21 protein-coding genes are annotated in these 19,605 nt (G+C 70.9%); 12 read left to right on the top strand and 9 right to left on the bottom strand.

Annotation, left to right across the window (positions count from 1 at the left end; all coding sequences use genetic code 11):
* Positions 1–128: 128 nt before the first annotated feature.
* The 5 genes from AC1DDU_RS01955 (at position 129) to AC1DDU_RS01935 (ending at position 3,443) form a co-directional block, all read left to right on the top strand.
* The gene (locus AC1DDU_RS01955) at positions 129–758 is read left to right on the top strand and encodes an anti-sigma factor domain-containing protein (protein WP_477430944.1); all 630 of its coding nucleotides are present in this window, start codon (positions 129–131) and stop codon (positions 756–758) included.
* Positions 759–850: 92 nt separating this feature from the next.
* Positions 851–1,198: a helix-turn-helix transcriptional regulator gene (locus AC1DDU_RS01950; protein WP_477433399.1), complete on the top strand. Its 348-nt coding sequence runs from the start codon at positions 851–853 to the stop codon at positions 1,196–1,198.
* A gap of 66 nt (positions 1,199–1,264) precedes the next feature.
* Complete coding sequence (locus tag AC1DDU_RS01945; RefSeq protein ID WP_477430943.1) at positions 1,265–1,672, top strand: VOC family protein; 408 nt, start codon at positions 1,265–1,267, stop codon at positions 1,670–1,672.
* An 85-nt stretch (positions 1,673–1,757) separates the two neighbouring features.
* Entirely contained in the window at positions 1,758–2,396 is a 639-nt protein-coding gene (locus tag AC1DDU_RS01940; protein WP_477430942.1) for a DNA-directed RNA polymerase subunit beta, read from the top strand.
* A 162-nt stretch (positions 2,397–2,558) separates the two neighbouring features.
* Entirely contained in the window at positions 2,559–3,443 is an 885-nt protein-coding gene (locus AC1DDU_RS01935; protein WP_477430941.1) for an aminodeoxychorismate lyase, read from the top strand.
* A gap of 52 nt (positions 3,444–3,495) precedes the next feature.
* Here the strand turns inward: AC1DDU_RS01935 and pstB are convergent, their stop codons facing one another.
* The 7 genes from pstB to AC1DDU_RS01900 form a co-directional block, all read right to left on the bottom strand.
* Positions 3,496–4,275 carry a phosphate ABC transporter ATP-binding protein PstB gene (gene pstB / locus AC1DDU_RS01930; protein ID WP_477430940.1) on the bottom strand — a complete coding sequence of 260 codons (780 nt, stop codon included), beginning with the start codon at positions 4,273–4,275 and terminating at the stop codon, positions 3,496–3,498.
* 27 nt (positions 4,276–4,302) lie between these two features.
* Positions 4,303–5,400 (bottom strand): phosphate ABC transporter permease PstA, encoded by a 1,098-nt coding sequence (gene pstA, locus AC1DDU_RS01925; RefSeq protein ID WP_477430939.1) that lies wholly within the window; start codon positions 5,398–5,400, stop codon positions 4,303–4,305.
* Complete coding sequence (pstC, locus tag AC1DDU_RS01920; protein WP_477430938.1) at positions 5,400–6,347, bottom strand: phosphate ABC transporter permease subunit PstC; 948 nt, start codon at positions 6,345–6,347, stop codon at positions 5,400–5,402. Before pstC ends, pstA begins: the two co-directional genes overlap by 1 nt.
* A gap of 81 nt (positions 6,348–6,428) precedes the next feature.
* Positions 6,429–7,526, bottom strand: coding sequence for a phosphate ABC transporter substrate-binding protein PstS (pstS, locus tag AC1DDU_RS01915; RefSeq protein ID WP_477430937.1), 1,098 nt, complete (start codon positions 7,524–7,526; stop codon positions 6,429–6,431).
* 242 nt (positions 7,527–7,768) lie between these two features.
* Positions 7,769–8,707, bottom strand: a complete 939-nt coding sequence (locus tag AC1DDU_RS01910) for an NUDIX hydrolase (protein WP_477430936.1) — start codon at positions 8,705–8,707, stop codon at positions 7,769–7,771.
* Complete coding sequence (locus tag AC1DDU_RS01905; protein ID WP_477430935.1) at positions 8,704–10,866, bottom strand: RNA degradosome polyphosphate kinase; 2,163 nt, start codon at positions 10,864–10,866, stop codon at positions 8,704–8,706. The genes AC1DDU_RS01910 and AC1DDU_RS01905 overlap by 4 nt, the downstream gene beginning before the upstream one ends.
* 100 nt (positions 10,867–10,966) lie before the next feature.
* On the bottom strand, positions 10,967–11,665 hold the full coding sequence (locus tag AC1DDU_RS01900; RefSeq protein ID WP_477430934.1) for a response regulator transcription factor: 699 nt from the start codon (positions 11,663–11,665) through the stop codon (positions 10,967–10,969).
* Positions 11,666–11,795: 130 nt separating this feature from the next.
* Here AC1DDU_RS01900 and AC1DDU_RS01895 point away from each other — a divergent pair, with 130 nt between their 5' ends.
* The 4 genes from AC1DDU_RS01895 to AC1DDU_RS01880 all read left to right on the top strand — a co-directional run bounded on the left by AC1DDU_RS01895 (position 11,796) and on the right by AC1DDU_RS01880 (position 15,060).
* A complete protein-coding gene (locus AC1DDU_RS01895; protein WP_477433397.1) occupies positions 11,796–12,095 on the top strand; it encodes a hypothetical protein in 300 nt (99 codons plus the stop codon).
* A gap of 135 nt (positions 12,096–12,230) precedes the next feature.
* Positions 12,231–12,830 carry a nitrobindin family protein gene (locus tag AC1DDU_RS01890; RefSeq protein ID WP_477430933.1) on the top strand — a complete coding sequence of 200 codons (600 nt, stop codon included), beginning with the start codon at positions 12,231–12,233 and terminating at the stop codon, positions 12,828–12,830.
* Positions 12,830–13,936 (top strand): CAF17-like 4Fe-4S cluster assembly/insertion protein YgfZ, encoded by a 1,107-nt coding sequence (gene ygfZ, locus AC1DDU_RS01885; RefSeq protein ID WP_477430932.1) that lies wholly within the window; start codon positions 12,830–12,832, stop codon positions 13,934–13,936. Before AC1DDU_RS01890 ends, ygfZ begins: the two co-directional genes overlap by 1 nt.
* 11 nt (positions 13,937–13,947) lie before the next feature.
* Complete coding sequence (locus AC1DDU_RS01880; RefSeq protein ID WP_477430931.1) at positions 13,948–15,060, top strand: FUSC family protein; 1,113 nt, start codon at positions 13,948–13,950, stop codon at positions 15,058–15,060.
* 9 nt (positions 15,061–15,069) lie between these two features.
* Here AC1DDU_RS01880 and AC1DDU_RS01875 read toward each other — a convergent pair whose 3' ends face one another.
* On the bottom strand, positions 15,070–15,888 hold the full coding sequence (locus AC1DDU_RS01875) for a class I SAM-dependent methyltransferase (RefSeq protein WP_477430930.1): 819 nt from the start codon (positions 15,886–15,888) through the stop codon (positions 15,070–15,072).
* A gap of 83 nt (positions 15,889–15,971) precedes the next feature.
* Here AC1DDU_RS01875 and AC1DDU_RS01870 point away from each other — a divergent pair, with 83 nt between their 5' ends.
* The gene (locus tag AC1DDU_RS01870; protein ID WP_477430929.1) at positions 15,972–16,721 is read left to right on the top strand and encodes a phosphoglyceromutase; all 750 of its coding nucleotides are present in this window, start codon (positions 15,972–15,974) and stop codon (positions 16,719–16,721) included.
* A 78-nt stretch (positions 16,722–16,799) separates the two neighbouring features.
* On the opposite strand, the gene phoU is transcribed toward AC1DDU_RS01870, so the two are convergent.
* Positions 16,800–17,480 (bottom strand): phosphate signaling complex protein PhoU, encoded by a 681-nt coding sequence (gene phoU / locus AC1DDU_RS01865; protein WP_477430928.1) that lies wholly within the window; start codon positions 17,478–17,480, stop codon positions 16,800–16,802.
* Positions 17,481–17,645: 165 nt separating this feature from the next.
* On the opposite strand from phoU, the gene AC1DDU_RS01860 reads away from it, so the two are divergent.
* Both AC1DDU_RS01860 and AC1DDU_RS01855 read left to right on the top strand, forming a co-directional pair.
* Entirely contained in the window at positions 17,646–18,902 is a 1,257-nt protein-coding gene (locus tag AC1DDU_RS01860) for a sensor histidine kinase (RefSeq protein ID WP_477430927.1), read from the top strand.
* Complete coding sequence (locus tag AC1DDU_RS01855) at positions 18,899–19,582, top strand: response regulator (protein WP_477430926.1); 684 nt, start codon at positions 18,899–18,901, stop codon at positions 19,580–19,582. Before AC1DDU_RS01860 ends, AC1DDU_RS01855 begins: the two co-directional genes overlap by 4 nt.
* Positions 19,583–19,605 lie beyond the last annotated feature (23 nt).

Genomic DNA, 19,605 nt, shown 5'->3' with positions numbered 1-19,605 from the left:
CACGCCGCCGCCGGACCCTTGCCACGTTACGTATCTCGTCGTCGACCCGCACACCCCTTGACGGGCGGTCGGTGGTGTGGAACACGCGGCGACGCCCGGCTCCCAGGGTCCCGGGAGGCGGATGAGGCATGCTGGAAGGCATGACGGGGGACGGCGCAGGACGGACGGATGCCGCGGCTCGCGGCCCACGACAGGACCCGCCTCCGCTGCCCGACATCCCCGCCGCCGAGGCCGCCGCCGCCGACCCGGTGCTCGGGGTGGCGACCACGACCGACACGATCACGGTCCAGACGGTCAGCCGCCGCAACTGGAGCCGCGTGATCGGGGGGTTCGCGGCATCCCTCGTGCTGCTGACCGCCGTCGGCTTCGCCGTCGCGACCATCCACGAGCGCGTGCACCGCACACCGGCGGAGATCGCGCTGGAAGCCGTGCAGGGCGCACCCGACGCCGCTTCGGCGACCGTCAGGATCGTGGGCGGCGGCATCGCGACGGCGCACTGGTCGGCGAAGGACGACGCGCTCGTGCTCGTCGCGCAGCGGGTTCCCGAGGTCGGTGACGGAGAGCTGCACGCGGTGTGGCTGCTGCGCGACGACGACCGCATCGGTGCCGCGACCTTCGAGGCCGACGCCGACGGGCGCGCGACCGTCGTCGTCGACGGCTGGAAGCCGGCCGACACGGTGCTGGTCACCGTGGAGAGCGCCGACGAGGTCGGCGCCCGCCCCCTCGGCGACACCGTCGCGGAGATCCCGACGCAGTGACTTGACGCCGGGCCCTTCGGTAGCCTTGCGGCGTGGCATCCGCCGTACAGACCACCCAGACCCTCGCGCACCTGCGTCGTGCCCGCGATCTCATGGACCGCGACTACGCGCAGCCGTTGGACGTGCCGACCATGGCCGTGAAGGCGCTGATGTCGCCGGCACATTTCTCACGCGAGTTCAAGGCCGCGTACGGCGAGACCCCCTACGCGTACCTCATGACGCGCCGCATCGAACGGGCCATGGCGCTGCTGCGCGACGGCGTGTCGGTGACGGATGCCTGCACCGCGGTCGGCGCGACCTCCCTCGGATCGTTCAGCTCGACGTTCACCGAGATCGTGGGGGAGACGCCGAGCTCCTACCGGGCGCGCCCGCACGACGCCGCGGAGGCGATGCCGTTGTGCGTGGCGAAGATCCTCACCCGCCCCACGCGCTACGCCTGAGGAGGGTGTCCCGATCGAGCAGGATCGGAGAAGCGCACGTCGCGGGGCCGCCGTAGCGTGGCAGCCATGACGAACATCGCATTGGCCTACAGCCCCATCACCGTCGACGACGTCGACGCCGCCATCCCGTTCTACCGCGACGGCCTCGGTCTGGAGATCGTCAACGACGTCTCCTACGACGGACACCGCTGGGTGAGCTTCGGGTTCCCCGGGCAGCCCGGTCTCTCGCTGGTGGTCTCCGACCCGACCGCCGGTCGCTCGCCGGACGACGGCGAAGCGCTCCAGCGCCTCGTCGTGAAGGGATCCGGTCCCGGCCCGTACGTCTTCACGACCACCGACCTCGACGCCACGTTCGAGGCGCTGCGCGAGTTCGGCGCGGAGGTCCTGCAGGAGCCGAAGGAGCAGGGGTGGGGTCCGCGCGACGCCGCGTTCCGCGACCCCTCCGGCAACCACATCCGCATCAACCAGGTCTGAGAGCGGGCACGCGGTCATGTGCCTGCCGTGGATCGCGGCGATGCAGCGCGAGCCGGCGCTCGTGGCGGCCGGTAGCCTGGAGGAGATGAGCGACTCGTCCAGGGAGTTCCACAAGCCCGTGCGTCGGCCGGCCGAGCTCTTCGATCGGCTGTTCTCCGCCCAGGATCCGGCGGAGGTCTCGCGCGTCGCCCACACGACGGCGCACGCCCTGCTGGCGCGGGTGCGTGCCGACCCCGACGGCGCGATCGTCGACCGGCTGGTCGCGTTCACCGACGAGCACGGCATCGACGATCTCGCCGAGCTGTGGTCGCGCTCGCCTGCCAAGACGCTGCCGGGAGCCCTCTGGCGGCTCTACCTCGTGCAGCTCATGATCCACGACGACCCGCGCACGGCCGCGCTCCTGTACGAGCGCGGCCGTGCCGAGCTCGCCTCCGCCGACGACGTCGTGGCAGGCGCCCCGTCTCCGGCAGGACCGGAGGAGCTCGTCGCGCTCGTCGACACGATCCTGCGCGGACTCTTCGAGGGCGACTTCGCGGTCGCGCTGGACCGTGCTGCGGCCTTCTGCCGCGTGCAGGCGTCGGGGGCGACGCACGTCGCCGACGACTACGAGGCGACCGAGCCGGAGCGGGCGTCCGCCTTCACCACGCGCGCGCTGCGCCTGGCCGACTACGCAGGCGACCTCTCGGCCTGCGCGGCGCTCTGGCGCCGCGACGCCCTGACCTGAGGCGAGCACTTCGCCAGGCATGAGGATGCCGGGCCGCAGAACGCCTCTCGGCGCGGTGCCGCTCGAAGCGGCAAATTTTGGAGCCCGGGGTTACTGCGGCCCGGCCGATCCAGTGTAACCGAGTCGGAGGGCGCGGCATTCCCGAACGCCTAGGCTCGGGGCATGGCTTTGCGATTCGCGCTGGTGATCGAGCCCACGGCATCCGACGATCTCCGCACCGACTTCACCGGGACGTTCCGGGTCATCGACCCGTCGGCGCCGGCGCTCAGCGTCGGCGAGCTGAGCACCCAGCGCGGCGACGGCATCTTCGAATCGATCGGCGTCGTCGACGGGCACGCGCAGGAGACCCACGCGCACCTCGAACGCCTCGCGCACTCGGCGGCGATCTGCGACCTCCCCGCCCCGCACCTGGAGCAGTGGCGCCAGGCCGTCGCGGTCGCGGCCGCCCATGCCCCCGAGGGCGAGGGCGTCATCAAGCTCATCCTGAGCCGCGGCGTCGAACACGGGCCCGCCCCCACCGCCTGGATCACGGTGGCCGCCGCGGCCGACAACACCGCGGCGCGCGAGCGCGGCATCCGCGTCGTCACGCTCGACCGCGGCTACGGCATCGACACCCCCGCACAGGCCCCGTGGCTGCTGCTGGGCGCCAAGACGCTCTCGTACGCGGTGAACATGGCGGCGCTGCGCGAGGCGAAGCGACGCGGCGCGGACGACGCGATCTTCGTGACCTCCGACGGATTCGTGCTGGAGGCGCCGACCGCGTCGCTCATCCTGCGCATCGGCGGACGCTTCGTCACGCCCGCTCCCAACGGCGGCATCCTGCACGGCACCACACAGCTGAGCCTGTTCGCCCACCTCGAGGAGAACGGCCACGAGACCGGATACGCGACGCTGCCGGTGAGCGCGCTGGAAGAGGCGGATGCCGCGTGGCTGGTGTCGAGCGTGCGCCTGGCGGCGCCCGTCACCGCCGTCGACTCGCGCGCGGTCCCGGTGGACGCCGAGCTGACGGCATCCTTCAATCGCTATCTGCTGAGCCCGCGCGACTGAACGACGGAGCCCCCGCCGATGGCGGGGGCTCCGGTCATCAGGGTCGGGGCGCTTACCCGAAGCGACCCGAGACGTAGTCCTCGGTGGCCTGGACCGTCGGCGTGGTGAAGATCGCCGTCGTGTCGTTGTACTCGATGAGCTTGCCGGGCTTGCCGGTGCCGGCGATGTTGAAGAACGCCGTCTTGTCGCTCACGCGCGAGGCCTGCTGCATGTTGTGGGTGACGATGACGACGGTGTAGTCGTTCTTGAGCTCGCCGATCAGCTCCTCGATCGCGTAGGTCGAGATGGGGTCCAGGGCCGAGCAGGGCTCGTCCATCAGCAGCACGTCGGGGGCGACGGCGATCGCGCGGGCGATGCACAGACGCTGCTGCTGGCCGCCCGACAGGCCGGAGCCCGGCTTGTCGAGACGGTCCTTGACCTCGTTCCACAGGTTCGCGCCCCGCAGCGACTTCTCCACGAGCGCGTCGGCGTCGGACTTGGAGATGCGCTTGTTGTTCAGTTTGACGCCCGCCAGCACGTTCTCCTTGATCGACATCGTCGGGAACGGGTTGGGGCGCTGGAACACCATGCCCACCTGGCGGCGGACCAGCACCGGGTCGACGCCCGCGCCGTACAGGTTGTCGCCGTCCAGGAGCACCTCGCCCTCGACGCGGGCGCCCGGGATGACCTCGTGCATGCGGTTGAGGGTGCGCAGGAACGTCGACTTGCCGCAGCCCGAGGGGCCGATGAACGCGGTCACGCTGCGCGGCTCGATCGACAGCGAGACGCCCTCGACGGCCAGGAAGTCGCCGTAGTAGACGTTGAGGTCGTTGACTTCGATGCTCTTGGACAAGGCAGTGGTTCTTTCGGGTAGGGGAGGTCAGCGGCCGGTCTTCGGCGAGAACACCTTCGCCACGATGCGCGCGACGAGGTTCAGCAGCATCACGATCAGGATGAGCGTGAGCGCACCGGCCCACGCGCGATCGATGTACGCCTCGGGCGGGATGCCCTTGTTCATGTACTCCGTGTAGGTGAACACCGGCAGTGTCTGCATGCGGCCGTCGAACAGGTCGTAGTTCATGCTGTTGGTGAAGCCGGCGGTGATCAGCAGCGGCGCCGTCTCGCCGATGACGCGCGAGATCGAGAGCATGATGCCGGTCGTGATGCCGGCGATCGAGGTGGGGAGCACGACCTTGACGACCGTGAGCCACTTCGGCACGCCGAGGGCGTACGAGGCCTCGCGCAGCTCGTTGGGCACGAGGCGCAGCATCTCCTCGGTGGAGCGCACCACGACCGGGATCATCAGCACCGACAGCGCGATGGAGCCCATGAAGCCCATGCGGATGCCGGGACCGAAGAACAGCGCGAACAGGGCGTACGCGAACAGACCGGCGACGATCGACGGGATGCCGGTCATGACGTCCACGAGGAACGTGATGCCGCGACCCAGCCGCGTGCCCTGGCCGTACTCGACGAGGTAGATCGCCGCCATCAGGCCGATCGGGATCGAGATGAGCGCCGCCATGCCGGTGATGAGCAGCGTGCCCACGATCGCGTGGAGGACGCCGCCGCCCTCGCCCACGACGTTGCGCATCGAGCTCGTGAAGAACTCGGCGTCGAAGCGCGCGATGCCGTTGACGATGACCGTCCACGCGACCGAGATCAGCGGCACCATCGCGATGATGAAGGCGGATGCCACGACACCGGTGACCAGGCGGTCGACGGCCTTGCGGCGGCTCTCGACGATCGACGAGATGGTGAAGATCAGCACCAGGTACAGCAGGCCCGCGGAGACGAGCCAGCCGGCGATGTTGAGGTCGTCGCCCGATCCCACGGCGACGATCGCGAACACGGCGAGCATCGCGGCGAGCGAGCCGCCGACCATGGCCCAGACGGCCCACGCGGGCAGGTGGCCGGAGGTGAGCTGGGACCGCGTGGGGGCGACGTCCTGGCGCGGAGGCGTGGCGGTGATGGTCATCAGTTGGCCCCCGAGAATTCCTTGCGGCGGTTCACGATCCACCGCGCGATGAAGTTGACGGCGAACGTCACGATGAACAGGATCAGGCCGGTAGCGATCAGGACGTTGATGTTGGTCCCGAACGCCTCGGGGAACGTCAGCGCGATGTTCGCGGCGATCGTGGACGGGTTGGTCGAGGTGAACAGCTGGAAGGTCACCGTGCCGGTGGCCGAGAGCACCATGGCCACCGCCATCGTCTCGCCGAGCGCACGGCCGAGGCCGAGCATCGACGCCGACACGATGCCGCTGCGGCCGAAGGGGAGCACCGCCATGCGGATCATCTCCCACCGCGTCGCGCCGAGGGCGAGGGCGGCCTCCTCGTGGAGGACCGGCGTCTGCAGGAAGATCTCGCGGCAGATGGCGGTGATGATGGGGACGACCATGACCGCCAGCACGATCGCGGCGGTGAAGATCGTGCGTCCGGTGGCCGAGACCTCGCCGCCGAACAGCGGGAACCAGCCCATGTTGGCGTTGAGCCACGCGTACACGGGCTGCACGGCGGGGGCGAGGACGAGGATGCCCCACAGGCCGAACACGACGGAGGGCACCGCGGCGAGCAGGTCGACGACGTAGCCGAGCCCCTGCGCGAGTCGCCGCGGGGCGTAGTGCGTGATGAACAGGGCCACGCCCAGCGAGAGCGGGACGGCCATGATCAGCGCCAGCAGCGCCGCCCAGATCGTGCCGAACAGCAGCGGCCAGACGTAGTCCCAGAAGTTGGTGGTCAGCAGCGACGCCTCTTCGGACGAGGCGCCGATCGCCGGGAGCGACTGCACGATCAGGAAGATCGCGACGGCCGCGAGCGTGGCGAGGATCATCGCGCCGGCCGCGAGGGCCGTGCCCGAGAACCACATGTCGCCTGGGCGCTTCTTGGCCTCGATCTTCGTCGGGGCGGGAGCAGCCGCTGTCATGTCATCCGTCCTGGTGGTGTCTTCCGATCCGCATCCGGCCCCGGACGCGCCTGGCGGTGCGTCCGGGGCCTGATGACGGGCTTACTTGATCGCGTCGATCGCAGCCTGCGACTTCGCGGCGAGGTCCGACGAGATGGGCGCGCTGCCGGCGTTGTCGGCAGCGGCCTTCTGGCCCTCCTCGCTGACGGCGGTCGTGAAGAAGCCCTTCACGAGCGCTGCGGCATCCGCGTCGGTGTACTCGGCGCAGCCGATCAGGTAGCTGACGAGCATGACCGGGTAGGCGCCGGACTCCTCGGTGGTGCGGTCGATCGAGAACGCGAGGTCGGTCGACGCGCGACCCTCCTCGAGCGGCGAGGCGTCGAGGGCGATCGCGGCGCCCTCGGCCGACGGCTCGACCCACTCGGAGCCGACCTGGACGCTGACGACCGACAGGCCGGTGGTCTGCGAGTGGTCGGCGTAGCCGATGGTGCCGTTGCCGCCCTTGATCGCGTCGACGACGCCCGAGGTGCCCTGAGCGGCCTCACCGCTCTGCAGCGGCCACTCCTCGACCGAGCCGTAGGTCCAGACGTCGGACGCGGTCTGCGCGAGGTAGTCGGTGAAGTTGGCCGTGGTGCCCGACTTGTCGGAGCGGTGCACGGGGGCGATCGCCAGGTCGGGCAGCTTCACACCGGAGTTGGTCGCGGCGATGGCCGGGTCGTTCCAGTTGGTGATGGTGCCGGCGAAGATGCCCGCGATGGTGGCCGCGTCGAGGTTGAGCGCGTCGACGCCTTCGACGTTGAACGCCAGCGCGATCGGCGAGACGTACGCGGGGATCTCGACGAGGTCCGAGCCCTCGACGCACGCGTCGAACGGGCCGGCCTCGATCTCCTCGACCTTGAACGCGCGGTCGGAGCCGGCGAACTGGACGGCGCCGGACTGGAACGACTCGCGGCCGGTGCCCGAGCCCTGCGGGTCGTAGTTGACGGTGACGTCCGGGTTCGCGGTCTGGAAGAGCTGGGTCCAGGCCGAGACCGCGACCTGCTGCGAGGTGGCGCCCGAGCCGTTGAGCGTGCCGGTCAGAGCCGGGCCTTCGCTCGCGGACGGGGTGTCGCTGGGGGTCTCGTTGGCGGCGCAGCCGGCAAGGGCGAGAGCCGCGATAGCGGCGACAGCGCCCACCTGGGCGATGCGAGAGATCTTCACTGTGTGAATCCTTCACGTGTCAGGGAAAGAGGCCGTGCTGGCCTTCGGGTTCGAACCCGGTGCGGGGTTCGATCTGAAACGTAGGCTCGGACTCTTAAGAGACTGCGCTGTAAGGGTGAACGGAAGGTGAACGGGATGCCGACATCCACTCGTCCGCGCCGGGCACGCCCGCTCGTGTTCCGCGGTTTTCCGCGGCATCCGCGCGCCGGTCGTTCACCTGGGCGCTCGGCGTCGCCGCAGCGTCAGACCTTCGGTTCGTGCGTCTCGATGGTGACGATCCCGGATCCCGGGTTGTCGACCGACAGGTGCACGACCGAGAACGCCCCGGGCTCGAGCGCGGAGGCGCTGCCGAGGTAGGACCCGCGCAGCGTGCCGGTGGCCAGGGCCAGTTCGCTCAGGATGTCGGGCAGCACCGGTCCGTGGCTGCACAGCACGGCGGGCTTGCGGGAGCGCACCCGCTGGCCGATCACGGTGCGCGGGTCGGACCGGCCGTCCTCCCAGGCATCCTGGCTGATGAGCTTGGTGGCGTCGATCTCGCGCCCGATCGCCGCCGATAGCGGAGCGACGGTCTTCACGCACCGGGTCGCGGGGCTGGACACGATCCTGCGGACCCCGAACGCCATGAGCGGCCCCACGATCGAGGTGGCCTGCTTGCGTCCGCGCGGCGCCAGCGGCCGTGCGGCATCCTTCCCCTTCCACTCCTCGCGGGGGACCGCCTTGGCATGCCGCAGCGCGATGATGGGGAAGGTGCGCAGCACCCCTTCATCGACGAGCCGGACGAAGTTCTCCACGATCTCGATGTCGACGGGGTAGCTGAGCCGCTTGAGCGCCTTCTTGGGCGAGACCCACTCGAGGGCGGCGATCTCCTTGTTGGGGACGAACACGGACGCGCGGATGGCGGCATCCGTCGCCTCGGCCGCCCAGTAGTGCACGATCTTGATGCGCTTGCTCGGCATGCGGTAGCGGGACACCCCGACGGGGACCCCGAGGGCGACACGGATGCCGGTCTCCTCGTGGATCTCCCGCACCGCGGTCTCGGCGAGCATCTCGCCGGGATCGACCTTGCCCTTGGGCAGCGTCAGGTCCCGGTACTTGGTGCGGTGGATCAGCAGCACGCGGAGCTTGCCGTCGACGACGCGCCAGACCACCCCGCCGGCTGCGTAGACGGCGGTCTCGGTCATCGCACCGCCCGTGCCCGCCGGCGGCGCTGCACGTTGGTCATGGTCCGGTCCTGCAGGTCCAGCAGCGGCTTGCCCTCCTCGTCGAGGTGGTGGCGGGTCCACTCGCCGTCCGCGCCGAGGTGCCACGAACTGGTCGTATCGCTCATGGACAGCGTGAACAGGTCGTTGACCTCCTTCACGTGGGCGGGGGTCGAGACGCGCACGAGCGCCTCGACGCGGCGATCGAGGTTGCGGTGCATCATGTCGGCGCTGCCGATGTACACGATCGGGTCGCCGTCGTTGTGGAAGGCGAAGATGCGCGAGTGCTCGAGGTAGCGGCCGAGGATGGAGCGGACCGTGATGTTCTCGCTCATGCCCTCGACGCCGGGCTTGAGCGAGCAGATGCCGCGTACGCAGACCTCCACCTTCACGCCCGCCTGGCTGGCGCGGTAGAGGGCGTCGATGATCTGCTCGTCGACGATCGAGTTGACCTTGATCCGCACGCCGGCGGGCTTGCCCGCCAGGGCGTTGCGGCGCTCCTTCTCGATGAGCCGGAGCAGGCCCTTGCGCAGATGCAGGGGCGCGACGAGGATCCGCTTGAACTTCTTCTCGATCGCGTAGCCGCTGAGCTCGTTGAACAGGCGGGTGAGGTCGCGGCCGACCTGGTCGTCGGCGGTGAAAAGGCCGAAGTCCTCGTAGATGCGACTGGTCTTCGGGTTGTAGTTGCCCGTTCCGACGTGGCTGTAGCTGCGCAGCACGCCGCCCTCTTCGCGGATGACCAGGGCCAGCTTGCAGTGCGTCTTCAGGCCCACCAGGCCGTACACGACGTGGACGCCGGCCTTCTCGAGCTTGCGTGCCCACACGATGTTGTTGGCCTCGTCGAACCGCGCCTTGATCTCCACCAGCGCGAGGACCTGCTTGCCGGCCTCTGCGGCGTCGATGAGCGCCTCGACGATCGGGCTGTCGCCCGACGTGCGGTACAGCGTCTGCTTGATGGCCAGCACGTGCGGGTCCTTGGCCGCCTGCTCGAGGAAGGCCTGCACGCTCGTCGCGAACGACTCGTACGGGTGGTGCACCAGCACGTCGCCCTTGCGGATCGCGGCGAAGATGTCGGGGCGCTCGTTGTTGTCGCCCGGCTGGAACGCCGTCGCGGTCGTCGGCACGTGCGGCTTGTACCGCAGGTCGGGCCGGTCGATGCGCAGATCGAACAGGCCGCGAAGGTCCAGCGGACCGGGGAGGCGGTAGACCTCCTGCTCGGTGATGTCGAGCTCCTTGATGAGGAGGTCGAGCGTCACGTCGTCCATGTCGTCGGTGATCTCGAGCCGGATCGGCGGGCCGAAACGGCGACGCAGCAGCTCGGCCTCGAGCGCCTGGATGAGGTTCTCGGTCTCGTCCTCCTCGATCGCCACGTCCTCGTTGCGAGTGAGGCGGAACGCGTGGTGGTCGAGCACCTCCATGCCGGGGAACAGGTCGTCGAGGTGGTTCGAGATGAGGTCCTCGAGCGGGAGGTAACGCACGGTGCCGTCGACCGACGGCAGCTCCACGAACCGCGGCAGCATCGGCGGCACCTTGAGTCGCGCGAACTCCTGGCGGCCTGTCCGGGCGCTCCGGATGCGGATGGCGAGGTTCAGCGACAGGCCGGAGATGTAGGGGAAGGGGTGGGCGGGGTCCACCGCGAGCGGCATCAAGACCGGGAAGACCTGTGCCTGGAAGTAGTCGTAGAGCTGTTCGCGCTCGTCGGCGTCCAGCGCGTCGTAGGAGACGACCTGGATGCCGGCATCCTCCATCGCGGGCTTGACGAGGTGCATCCACGCCTCGGCATGGCGCAGTTGAAGCCGGTGGGCCTCGGCGGAGATGTCGCCGAGCACGTCGGCGGGGGAGCGGCCCACGTTGGTGGGCACCGCGAGACCGGTCACGATGCGGCGCTTGAGGCCTGCGACGCGCACCATGAAGAACTCGTCGAGGTTGCTCGCGAAGATGGCCAGGAAGTTCGCCCGCTCCAGCACCGGCTGGTGCGGATCCTCCGCCAGTTCGAGCACGCGCTGGTTGAAGGCGAGCCAGCTGAGCTCGCGGTCCAGATAGCGGTGGTCGGGCAGCTGGGAGTCGAACACCTCCGACAGGTCGAAGTCGTCGTCGTCCGCGTCGCCCAGGCCGGCGTCCAGCACCTCGGGTTCGATCATCCCCTCATCATTGCAGGGTCACGTGACGAGAGTGTGAACCCTTCGTCTCGCTTCGCTCGCTCAGGACGGCGCTCGTGGGATACCGCGGATAGGCGCGCCGTCAGGCGTCGGTGCGTTCGCGGGGCGCCGGTTCCGGCTCGTCCTCGTAGACGTTGAAGCGATAGCCCACGTTGCGCACCGTGCCGATCAGCTGCTCCATGTCGCCGAGCTTGGCCCGCAGGCGCCGCACGTGCACGTCGACGGTGCGCGTGCCGCCGAAGTAGTCGTAGCCCCACACCTCGCTGAGCAGCTGCTCGCGGGTGAACACCCGCGAGGGGTGCGTGGCGAAGAAGTGGAGGAGCTGGAACTCCTTGTAGGTGAGGTCGAGCGTCCTGCCGTGCACCTTCGCCGAGTACGACGACTCGTCGATCGTGATGCCCGAGGTCTGGATGCGGGTGGACACCTGCTCGGCCGACTGCCTGCCCACGGCGAGGCGGATGCGCGCGTCGACCTCGGCGGGGCCTGCGGTGAAGAGGATGACGTCGTCGACGCCCCAGTCCGGCGACACGGCGGTCAGGCCCCCCTCGGTCACGACCAGCAGCAGCGGCGCGTCCAGACCCGTGGTGTTGAGGATCTTGCACAGCGACTTGGCGCCGACCAGGTCCACGCGCGCATCGACGAAGATGACGTCGGCGGTCGGGGCGTTGACCAGCTGGGCGGGCTCCGCGGGGATCAGGCGCACGCGGTGGCTCAGCAGTTCGAGCGAGGGCAGCACGGGTCCGCCGCCGTGTGTGGAACTGAGAACCAGGAGCTGTGCCAATGGATCGCCTTCCCGGCGCGTGGGGGGCGCGCCGCGAACCCCAGTGTAGGGCGTGGCGCCGCCGCGGCCGGAAAGCGTGACGCCGCGGAACGGCCCGCCCCGGGTGCGCCGCAGGAGGCGATGAGCAATGATGGATGACGTGGCCGTTCCTGAACTCGCCCCCCGTCGCACCCTCGGTGGCATCATCGCGGTGTGGGTGCTCGCGGCCGTCATCGCGATCCTGATCGGCATCTTCTCGACGCCTGACGCGCGGGCCGCATGGCTGGGCGTGGGATTGGGCGGATGCCTCATCGCGGCGTTCGCGGTGCAGCTGTGGTCGGGGCGTTCGCAGGGATTCACCGAGCGCGTCGCCGGCAGTGTGCTCGGTGCGGCGCTGGTGATGGGCGTCATCAGCCTGGGGTTCGGTCTGGCGGCCCTCGTTCCCGGCTAGACTCGGTCGTATGGATACCGTCGCGCTCGAACTGTTCTTCGTGGGCCTGCTCGGTCTGGCGTCGCTGGCGATCGTCTTCGTCTCCGCCGTCGTCGTCAAGAACCTCTACCGCGGCCAGCGCTGACGGGTCCCGTCGTGATCGGCATCCCGACCGACCTCCCCGCGGAGCTCGTGCCGCTGTCGTGGCTCATCGGCGTCTGGGAGGGCACCGGGGTCATCGACTACGGCGAGCACGCCTACACCGGCGAGTTCACGCATCGCGTGAGCTTCAGCCATGACGGCGGCGACTACCTGAACTACTCCGCCGAGGCGTGGCTGAACGACGCCGATCCCGAGTCGCGCACGCGGCTCGTCGCCGAGCTCGGCTACTGGCGCCTGTCGCGTCCGGCTGGCGACGCCGATGCCGGTCCCGGACTCCTCCCGCCGCTCGCGCCGCCGGCGGCGCGCACCGCCGACGACATCGAGAAGCTGCGCAACGCCGACGGCGGCTTCGACCTGGAGGCGGTCCTCGTCCACGCCGACGGTGTGAGCGAGCTGTACCTCGGCCAGATCAAGGGCCCGCGCATCGACATCGCGACCGACGCCGTGGTCCGTCCTGCCGGCGCCAAGTCGTACTCCGCCGCGACCCGCATGTACGGGCTCGTCGACGGGCATCTGCTGTGGGCGTGGGACATCGCCGCGCTCGGGTTCGAACTGTCGGCCCACGCGTCGGCCCGCCTCGCGAAGGTCGAGTGATGTCCGCCTCCTTCGCCGCCGTGCCCGGAGCCGTCGTCGACGAGACGGGTCTCCAGCACCTGGGCAACCCGCTCGCCGAGCAGCGTCGCCTCGCGTCCGGTGCGGCGATCGCCCCGCGCGCGGACCGCGTCGTCATCGCCGTCCCCGGCGAGGACCGCCTCACGTGGCTCGACTCGCTCTCGTCGCAGGCGCTGGCCCGGCTCGCGCCCGGCGTCGGCACGGAGCTGCTCATCCTCGACCCGCAGGGGCACGTGGAGCATGCGGCATCCGTCGTCGACGACGGCGAGACCGCATGGCTCATCGCCGACCGCGCCGACGCCGCGGGCCTGTTCGACTGGCTCCGCAAGATGCGCTTCCGCCTGCGCGTGAACCCCCGCATCGCCGACGACGAGTACGCGGTGGTCGGCGGCACCGCTGCTGCGGTGGAGCGCCTGAGCATCGCCGCGCCCTCCGGCGTGCCGCTGGTGTGGCGCGACCCGTGGCCGGGCGTCTCCGCCGGCGGCTACGCCTACGCGCCGGTCGACCCGCACCCCGGAGCCGACCGCGACTGGGCCGAGGCCATCGTGACGCGCGACGAGGAGCAGCGGATCGCGGATGCCGCCGCCCGCGGCGAGCTGGAGCTTGCGGGCCTCGTCGCGGCCGACGCGCTGCGCGTGGCCGCATGGCGCCCCCGCTGGACGACCGACGTCGACGAGCGGGCGCTCCCGCACGAGCTGGACTGGCTGCGCACCGCCGTGCACCTCGACAAGGGGTGCTACCGCGGCCAGGAGACGATCGCCAAGGTGCACAACCTGGGTCACCCGCCCCGGCGGCTGGTGGCGCTGCAGCTCGACGGATCGGCGAGCGTGCTGCCCGAGCACTTCGCCGCCGTGCGCCTGGGCGACGACGAGGTCGGCGTCGTGACGTCGGCCGCGCTCCACTACGAGGAGGGCCCGATCGCGCTCGCGGTGCTGCGTCGCACGACGCCCGTCGACGCCGCGCTCACCGTCGACACCGTCGACGGTGCGGTCGCCGCGGCCCAGGAGGTCGTCGTGCCGCCCGACGCGGGCGCCACGGCCAACGTGCCCCGGATCACCCGGCTGTCGCGCCGCGCGGCGGCGAAGTAGGGGAGTCCGCGGTGAGCGGCGACGGCGACACCGCCGCGATCACCCAGGCCGTCCCGACAGGCTGGCGTGCGCGCCTCGACCTCCGCCCGCAGCTGCTCCGGGTGCGCGGGTCGGCCATCGCGATCGTCCAGATCACGGTCGCCGCGACCGCCGCGTGGGCCTTCGCGCACTACGTCGTGGGGCACGCCGCGCCGCTGCTGGCCGCGACCGTGACGATCTCGAGCCTGGGTCTGGTGCGCGACGCCCGACCGCTGCGCGTGCTCGAGACCGTGGTCGGGATGCTGGTCGGCATCCTCGTCGCCGAAGGTTTCGTCGTGGTCGTGGGGCCGGGCTGGTGGCAGCTGGCCCTCGCACTGGGCGTCACGCTCGTGGTCGCGAGGTTCCTGTCGCCGTACCCGCCGTTCGCGATCATGGCCGGCATCCAGGCGTCGATCGTGATGTCGCTGCCGGCGACGCAGCCCTTCGGGCGGCTCGTGGACGGCATCATCGGCGGTGTCGCGGCGCTCCTGGTGACCGCGCTCATCCCGCGCAACCCCCGCCGTGAGGAGGCCCGTGACGGCCACGCGGTGTTCGCCGCGGCCGATTCCGCGGCCCGCACGATCGCGCAGGCGCTGCGCCGGGGCGACGCGCTGCGCGCGGCCCGCGGGCTCGAGAAGGCGCGCGCGATCGCGCCGCGCATCGACGAATGGCGCGCCTCGCTGGATTCCGGTCTCGCCGTCGCCGGCTTCTCGCCGTGGCTGCGGCCGCAGCGGGCGGAGCTGCGCCGGCACCACGCCGTGCTGGAGGCGATGGACTTCGCGACGCGCAACCTCCGCGTCGTCGCCCGGCGGGCGGTGTACCTGTGCGACGACGGGCAGCGTCGGCCGGTGCCCGCGGAGGTGCTGTCCGAGCTGATGCGCGCGGCCGCGCTCGTCGGGGAGGGGCTGGACGACATCTCCCTGCTGCCGGCGGCGCGGGAGGCTGTTCGCGCGGTGGCGTCCCGGCTCGACCCGGTGGCGATCCTCCCGGACGGGTCCCAGGGCGAGCAGAACCTCCTCACGGCGATGCGCCCGCTCGCGGTGGACCTCCTCACCGCGACGGGCCTGACCTCCGCCGAGGCCCGTGCCCTGCTGCCGCGCGTGTGACCACTCCGCTCAGCGCGGGGCGACGGCATCCCACGGCACGGTGACCTCGCCCAGCCGCCACCGCGACCGCTCCAGGACCGGCCACCCCGCGTCCACCAGCGCCGACAGCGCGGTGCGCCAGCGGTGCACCGGGCCGAACGGCGAGACCGCGGCCGCACGGTCCCACTCTGCGTCCAGCGCCTCCAAGAAGGCATGCACGCGCTCGCCCGGGACGTTGCGATGGATGAGGGCCTTGGGGAGCCGCTCGGCGGCGACGGACGGATGCTGCAGCCCGGCCAGTCGCAGCGACACCGTGAGGGTGCGGGGCACCGCGTCCGGCCCGATCGCCGCCCACGTCGCGATGCGGCCGATCTCGTCGCACGTGCCCTCGACCAGGAGGCCGTCCGGCGCCAGGCGCGCGGCCATCGTCTCCCACGCCGCGGCCACGTCTGCTTCGTCGTACTGGCGCAGCACGTTGAACGCCCGCACGACCGCCGGCCGTCTGCCGTGGGCGACGGGCACCTCGAACCCGCCGCGGGCGAACGAGACGCGCGCGTCCGGGGCGAAGGGCGTGCCGCCGGCACGCACCTGCTCCAGCTGCGCGCGGGCGCGGGTCACGCGGGCCGGGTCGATCTCGAGACCGAGCACCTCCACATCGGGGCGCGCGCGCGAGAGCCGTGCGTACAGCTCGAGCGCGGTGACGCCGCTCGCGCCGTAGCCGAGGTCGACGACGAGCGGGTCGGCGCTGCGGCGGAGGGACGGATGCCGGGCGATCCAGCGGTCCACGCGCCGCAGCCGGTTCGTGCCGGTGGTGCCGCGAGTGATCTGTCCGACCGGTCCTCGCGCCATGTCCTCCATGATGCCAGCCGATGGGCCGACGCCGGCCGACACAGCGCCGGTGCTCGCGCCGCACCGCGGATATCATGGGGCGCATGACCGCGCCCTACACGCTGATCCTCCTCCGACACGGCCAGAGCGAGTGGAACAAGACCAACCAGTTCACGGGCTGGGTCGACGTCCGGCTCACCGATCAGGGCACGGCCGAAGCCCAGCGAGGCGGCGAGCTGCTCGCCGAGTCCGGCATCCTCCCCGACGTGCTGCACACCTCGGTGCTCAGCCGCGCCATCCAGACCGCCGACATCGCGCTGGACGCCGCCGACCGGCTCTGGATCCCCGTCAAGCGCTCGTGGCGCCTGAACGAGCGCCACTACGGCGCGCTGCAGGGCAAGGACAAGGCGCAGACCCTCGCCGAGTTCGGCGACGAGCAGTTCATGCTGTGGCGCCGCTCGTTCGACGTTCCGCCGCCGCCGCTGCCCGCCGACGACCAGTACAGCCAGGTCGGCGACCCGCGCTACGTCGGTATCGACGGCGAGGTGCCCGACACCGAGTCGCTCAAGCTCGTCATCGACCGCATGCTGCCCTACTGGCACAGCGAGATCGTGCCGGACCTCAAGGCCGGCAAGACCGTGCTCGTCACGGCGCACGGCAACTCGCTGCGCGGTCTCGTGAAGCACCTCGACGGCATCAGCGACGCCGACATCGCCGAGCTCAACATCCCCACCGGCATCCCGCTGGTGTACCGCCTCGACGAGAACCTCGAGCCCCTCGGTCCGGGCGAGTACCTCGACCCCGAAGCCGCCGCCGCCGGCGCCGCCGCGGTCGCGAACCAGGGCAAGGCCTGACCTCACGAACGACAGAAGAGCGGATGCCTCCCCCCSAGGCATCCGCTCTTCTCGTCTGCGGCGGTCGCGTGCGGCGGCTCAGTCCGCGTTCGTGATCACGTCGAGCGTGTCGGTGGCGGTGGTCCAATCGCCGGTGGACAGATAGGCCACCTTCTTCGCCACGGACACCGCGTGGTCGCCGAAACGCTCGTGGTAGCGACTGGCGAGCGTCGCGTCGACGGTGGCGGACGGGTCGCCCTGCCAGCTGTCGCTGAGCACCTTCTCGAACACCGACACGTGCAGCTCGTCCAGATGGTCGTCGGCGTTGCGGATCTCGTCGATGAGGTCGCCGTCCTGCGTGCGCAGCAGCTCGGTGAGCTGACGGGCGGCCTCGACGTCGAGCTCGCCCATCTTGAGGAACGTCGACTTCAGGCCCTTCGGGATGGCGCGCTCGGGGAAGCGCATACGGGTGAGCTGCGCGATGTGCTCGGCGATGTCGCCCATGCGCTCGAGCGAGGCGCTCATGCGCAGCGCGCTCACCACGATGCGCAGGTCGCGGGCGACCGGCTGCTGGCGGGCGAGGATCTCGATGGCGAGCTCGTCGAGCTCGACGGCCTTCTCGTCGATGACCGCGTCGGCCTCGATGACCTCCTCGGCCAGTGAGACGTCGCTCGTGCCGAACGCGCGGGTCGCCTTGTCGATCGCGACCGTGACGAGCTCGGCGATCTCGACGAGCCGGCCCTGCACGTCCTCGAGGGACTGATGGAAGACTTCGCGCATTCCGACGCACCTTTCCTGATTCCGGGGAGGCTTGCGCCGCGCCCCGGAGATTCTCGCCAGGGAAGGTTAACGGACGGTGCCTCCGTGGTGAACAGTACCCGGCTCCTCCCGGCCCCTTCCCGTTCTGGTCCGATCCGGCCGGTTCCCTGCCCGTACGCTTGTCGCATGGACTCGACGCAGCTCGCGCTGCTCGCCCTTCTCGCGGGGATCATCATCGGCGGCTCGATCTCGGCCGTCGTCGTCGCCGCGATGCGGGCGCGCGATCGCGCGTTCGCGCAGCAGTCGGTGGAGATCCCCGACGGCGTGCGCGGCGTGCTGCACGGCATGGACGACCCGGCGGTCGTCGTCGACGCGTCGTTCACCGTGCTGGCGGCCTCCGCGGCCGCGGCAGGGTTCGACCTCGTCGAGGGGGGGACCCTTCCCGCCGACGAACTGCGCGTGCTCGCGCGCCGCGTGCGCACGAGCGACGCGGTGGTCACCGAGACCTCGGCGACCGAGACGATGCGGCTGCGCCGCGGCGCGCCGCCGGCCGAGCCGCGCCTGGTGGTGGTGCGCGCCTCGCGGATCTCGCCGCGGCTCACGCTCCTGGTGCTGCGCGACATCACCGAGCGCGAGCGCGTGGAGGAGATGCGCCGCGACTTCGTCGCGAACACGAGCCATGAGCTGAAGACCCCTGTCGGCGCGGTCAGCCTCCTCGCGGAGGCGATCGAATCGGCCGCCGACGATCCGCCGCAGGTGCGCATCTTCACGGCGCGGCTGCAGGCGGAGGCATCCCGGCTGGCGCTGCTGACCTCCCGCATCATGAACCTGTCGCGCCTGCAGGCCTCCGACGAGCTGCCGCAGCAGGACGTGTCGATCGACGAGGTCGTGGCCTCGGCGCTGGACGCCCACGCGATCCAGGCCGACTCCGCCGGCGTCGAGGTGGTGCGCGGCGGCGCTCGCGGGCTGTACGTGCACGGCGACGCGCAGGTGCTCAGCGAGGCGGTCGGCAACCTCATCGCGAACGCGATCGCCTACTCGCCGCGCGGATCCAGCGTCGGCGTCGGCATCAAGGCCGTCGACCGCGTGGTCGAGATCGCGGTCACCGACCGCGGCATCGGCATCGCCGAAGGCGACCAGGACCGCGTCTTCGAGCGCTTCTACCGCGCCGACCCCGCCCGCGCACGCCGCACCGGCGGGAGCGGGCTGGGCCTGTCGATCGTCAAGCACGCCGTGCAGCGCCACGGGGGCGAGGTGCGGCTGTGGTCGCGCCCCGGGCGTGGCTCGACGTTCACCATCCGCCTGCCCGAGGTCGACGCCCCGGCGATCGATCCCGCCCCCAAGCGCGGCCGCAAGAAGAAGCGCACCGCCGCGGCATCCGCCCCCGTCGCCCGCACGGTCGACGCGGCAGCCGCTCCCATCCCGAACGGAGACCCCGCATGACCCGCGTCCTGATCGTCGAGGACGAGCCAGACCTCGCCGACCCGCTCGCCTACCTTCTGCGTCGCGAGGGCTACGACGTCGAGATCGCCGAGGACGGCCCGTTCGCGCTCAGCGCCTTCCGCGAGCGCGGCGCCGATATCGTGCTGCTGGATCTGATGCTGCCCGGGATGCCGGGGACCGAGGTGTGCCGCCAGATCCGGGCGAGCTCCTCGGTGCCCATCATCATGCTCACCGCGAAGGACTCGGAGGTGGACATCGTGGTGGGCCTGGAGCTCGGCGCGGACGACTACGTCACGAAGCCGTACTCGGCCAGGGAGCTGCTCGCGCGCATGCGCGCCGTCCTGCGCCGGTTCTCGCAGATCGACGCCGACCTCGAGGAGCGCGTGCTCGAAGGCGGCCGCGTCGTGCTCGACATCGACCGGCACACGGTCGCGGTCAACGGCGGCGAGATCAACATGCCGCTCAAGGAATTCGAGCTGCTCGAGGTGCTGATGCGCAACGCCGGGCGCGTGCTCACGCGCGGGCAGCTCATCGATCGGGTGTGGGGGAGCGACTACTTCGGCGACACCAAGACGCTCGACGTCCACATCAAGCGCATCCGGTCGCGCATCGAGGAGAACCCGGGCTCGCCCGAGATGCTCGTCACCGTGCGCGGCCTCGGGTACCGCTTCGAGGGCTGAGCCCCGGACGTGCGAAGAGGGCG

The organism is Microbacterium sp. 05T445 (genome assembly GCF_056395865.1).
This window is presented reverse-complemented; position numbering and strand designations above follow the sequence as displayed.

Bases quoted from the DNA above. Each gene is read 5' to 3' on its own strand.
- AC1DDU_RS01955 (WP_477430944.1), top strand. From the start codon at position 129: ATGCTGGAAGGCATGACGGGGGACGGCGCAGGACGGACGGATGCCGCG.
- AC1DDU_RS01950 (WP_477433399.1), top strand. From the start codon at position 851: ATGGACCGCGACTACGCGCAGCCGTTGGACGTGCCGACCATGGCCGTG.
- AC1DDU_RS01945 (WP_477430943.1), top strand. From the start codon at position 1,265: ATGACGAACATCGCATTGGCCTACAGCCCCATCACCGTCGACGACGTC.
- AC1DDU_RS01940 (WP_477430942.1), top strand. From the start codon at position 1,758: ATGAGCGACTCGTCCAGGGAGTTCCACAAGCCCGTGCGTCGGCCGGCC.
- AC1DDU_RS01935 (WP_477430941.1), top strand. From the start codon at position 2,559: ATGGCTTTGCGATTCGCGCTGGTGATCGAGCCCACGGCATCCGACGAT.
- pstA (WP_477430939.1), bottom strand. From the start codon at position 5,400: ATGACCATCACCGCCACGCCTCCGCGCCAGGACGTCGCCCCCACGCGG.
- pstC (WP_477430938.1), bottom strand. From the start codon at position 6,347: ATGACAGCGGCTGCTCCCGCCCCGACGAAGATCGAGGCCAAGAAGCGC.
- AC1DDU_RS01910 (WP_477430936.1), bottom strand. From the start codon at position 8,707: ATGACCGAGACCGCCGTCTACGCAGCCGGCGGGGTGGTCTGGCGCGTC.
- AC1DDU_RS01905 (WP_477430935.1), bottom strand. From the start codon at position 10,866: ATGATCGAACCCGAGGTGCTGGACGCCGGCCTGGGCGACGCGGACGAC.
- AC1DDU_RS01895 (WP_477433397.1), top strand. From the start codon at position 11,796: ATGGATGACGTGGCCGTTCCTGAACTCGCCCCCCGTCGCACCCTCGGT.
- ygfZ (WP_477430932.1), top strand. From the start codon at position 12,830: ATGTCCGCCTCCTTCGCCGCCGTGCCCGGAGCCGTCGTCGACGAGACG.
- AC1DDU_RS01875 (WP_477430930.1), bottom strand. From the start codon at position 15,888: ATGGCGCGAGGACCGGTCGGACAGATCACTCGCGGCACCACCGGCACG.
- AC1DDU_RS01870 (WP_477430929.1), top strand. From the start codon at position 15,972: ATGACCGCGCCCTACACGCTGATCCTCCTCCGACACGGCCAGAGCGAG.
- phoU (WP_477430928.1), bottom strand. From the start codon at position 17,480: ATGCGCGAAGTCTTCCATCAGTCCCTCGAGGACGTGCAGGGCCGGCTC.
- AC1DDU_RS01860 (WP_477430927.1), top strand. From the start codon at position 17,646: ATGGACTCGACGCAGCTCGCGCTGCTCGCCCTTCTCGCGGGGATCATC.
- AC1DDU_RS01855 (WP_477430926.1), top strand. From the start codon at position 18,899: ATGACCCGCGTCCTGATCGTCGAGGACGAGCCAGACCTCGCCGACCCG.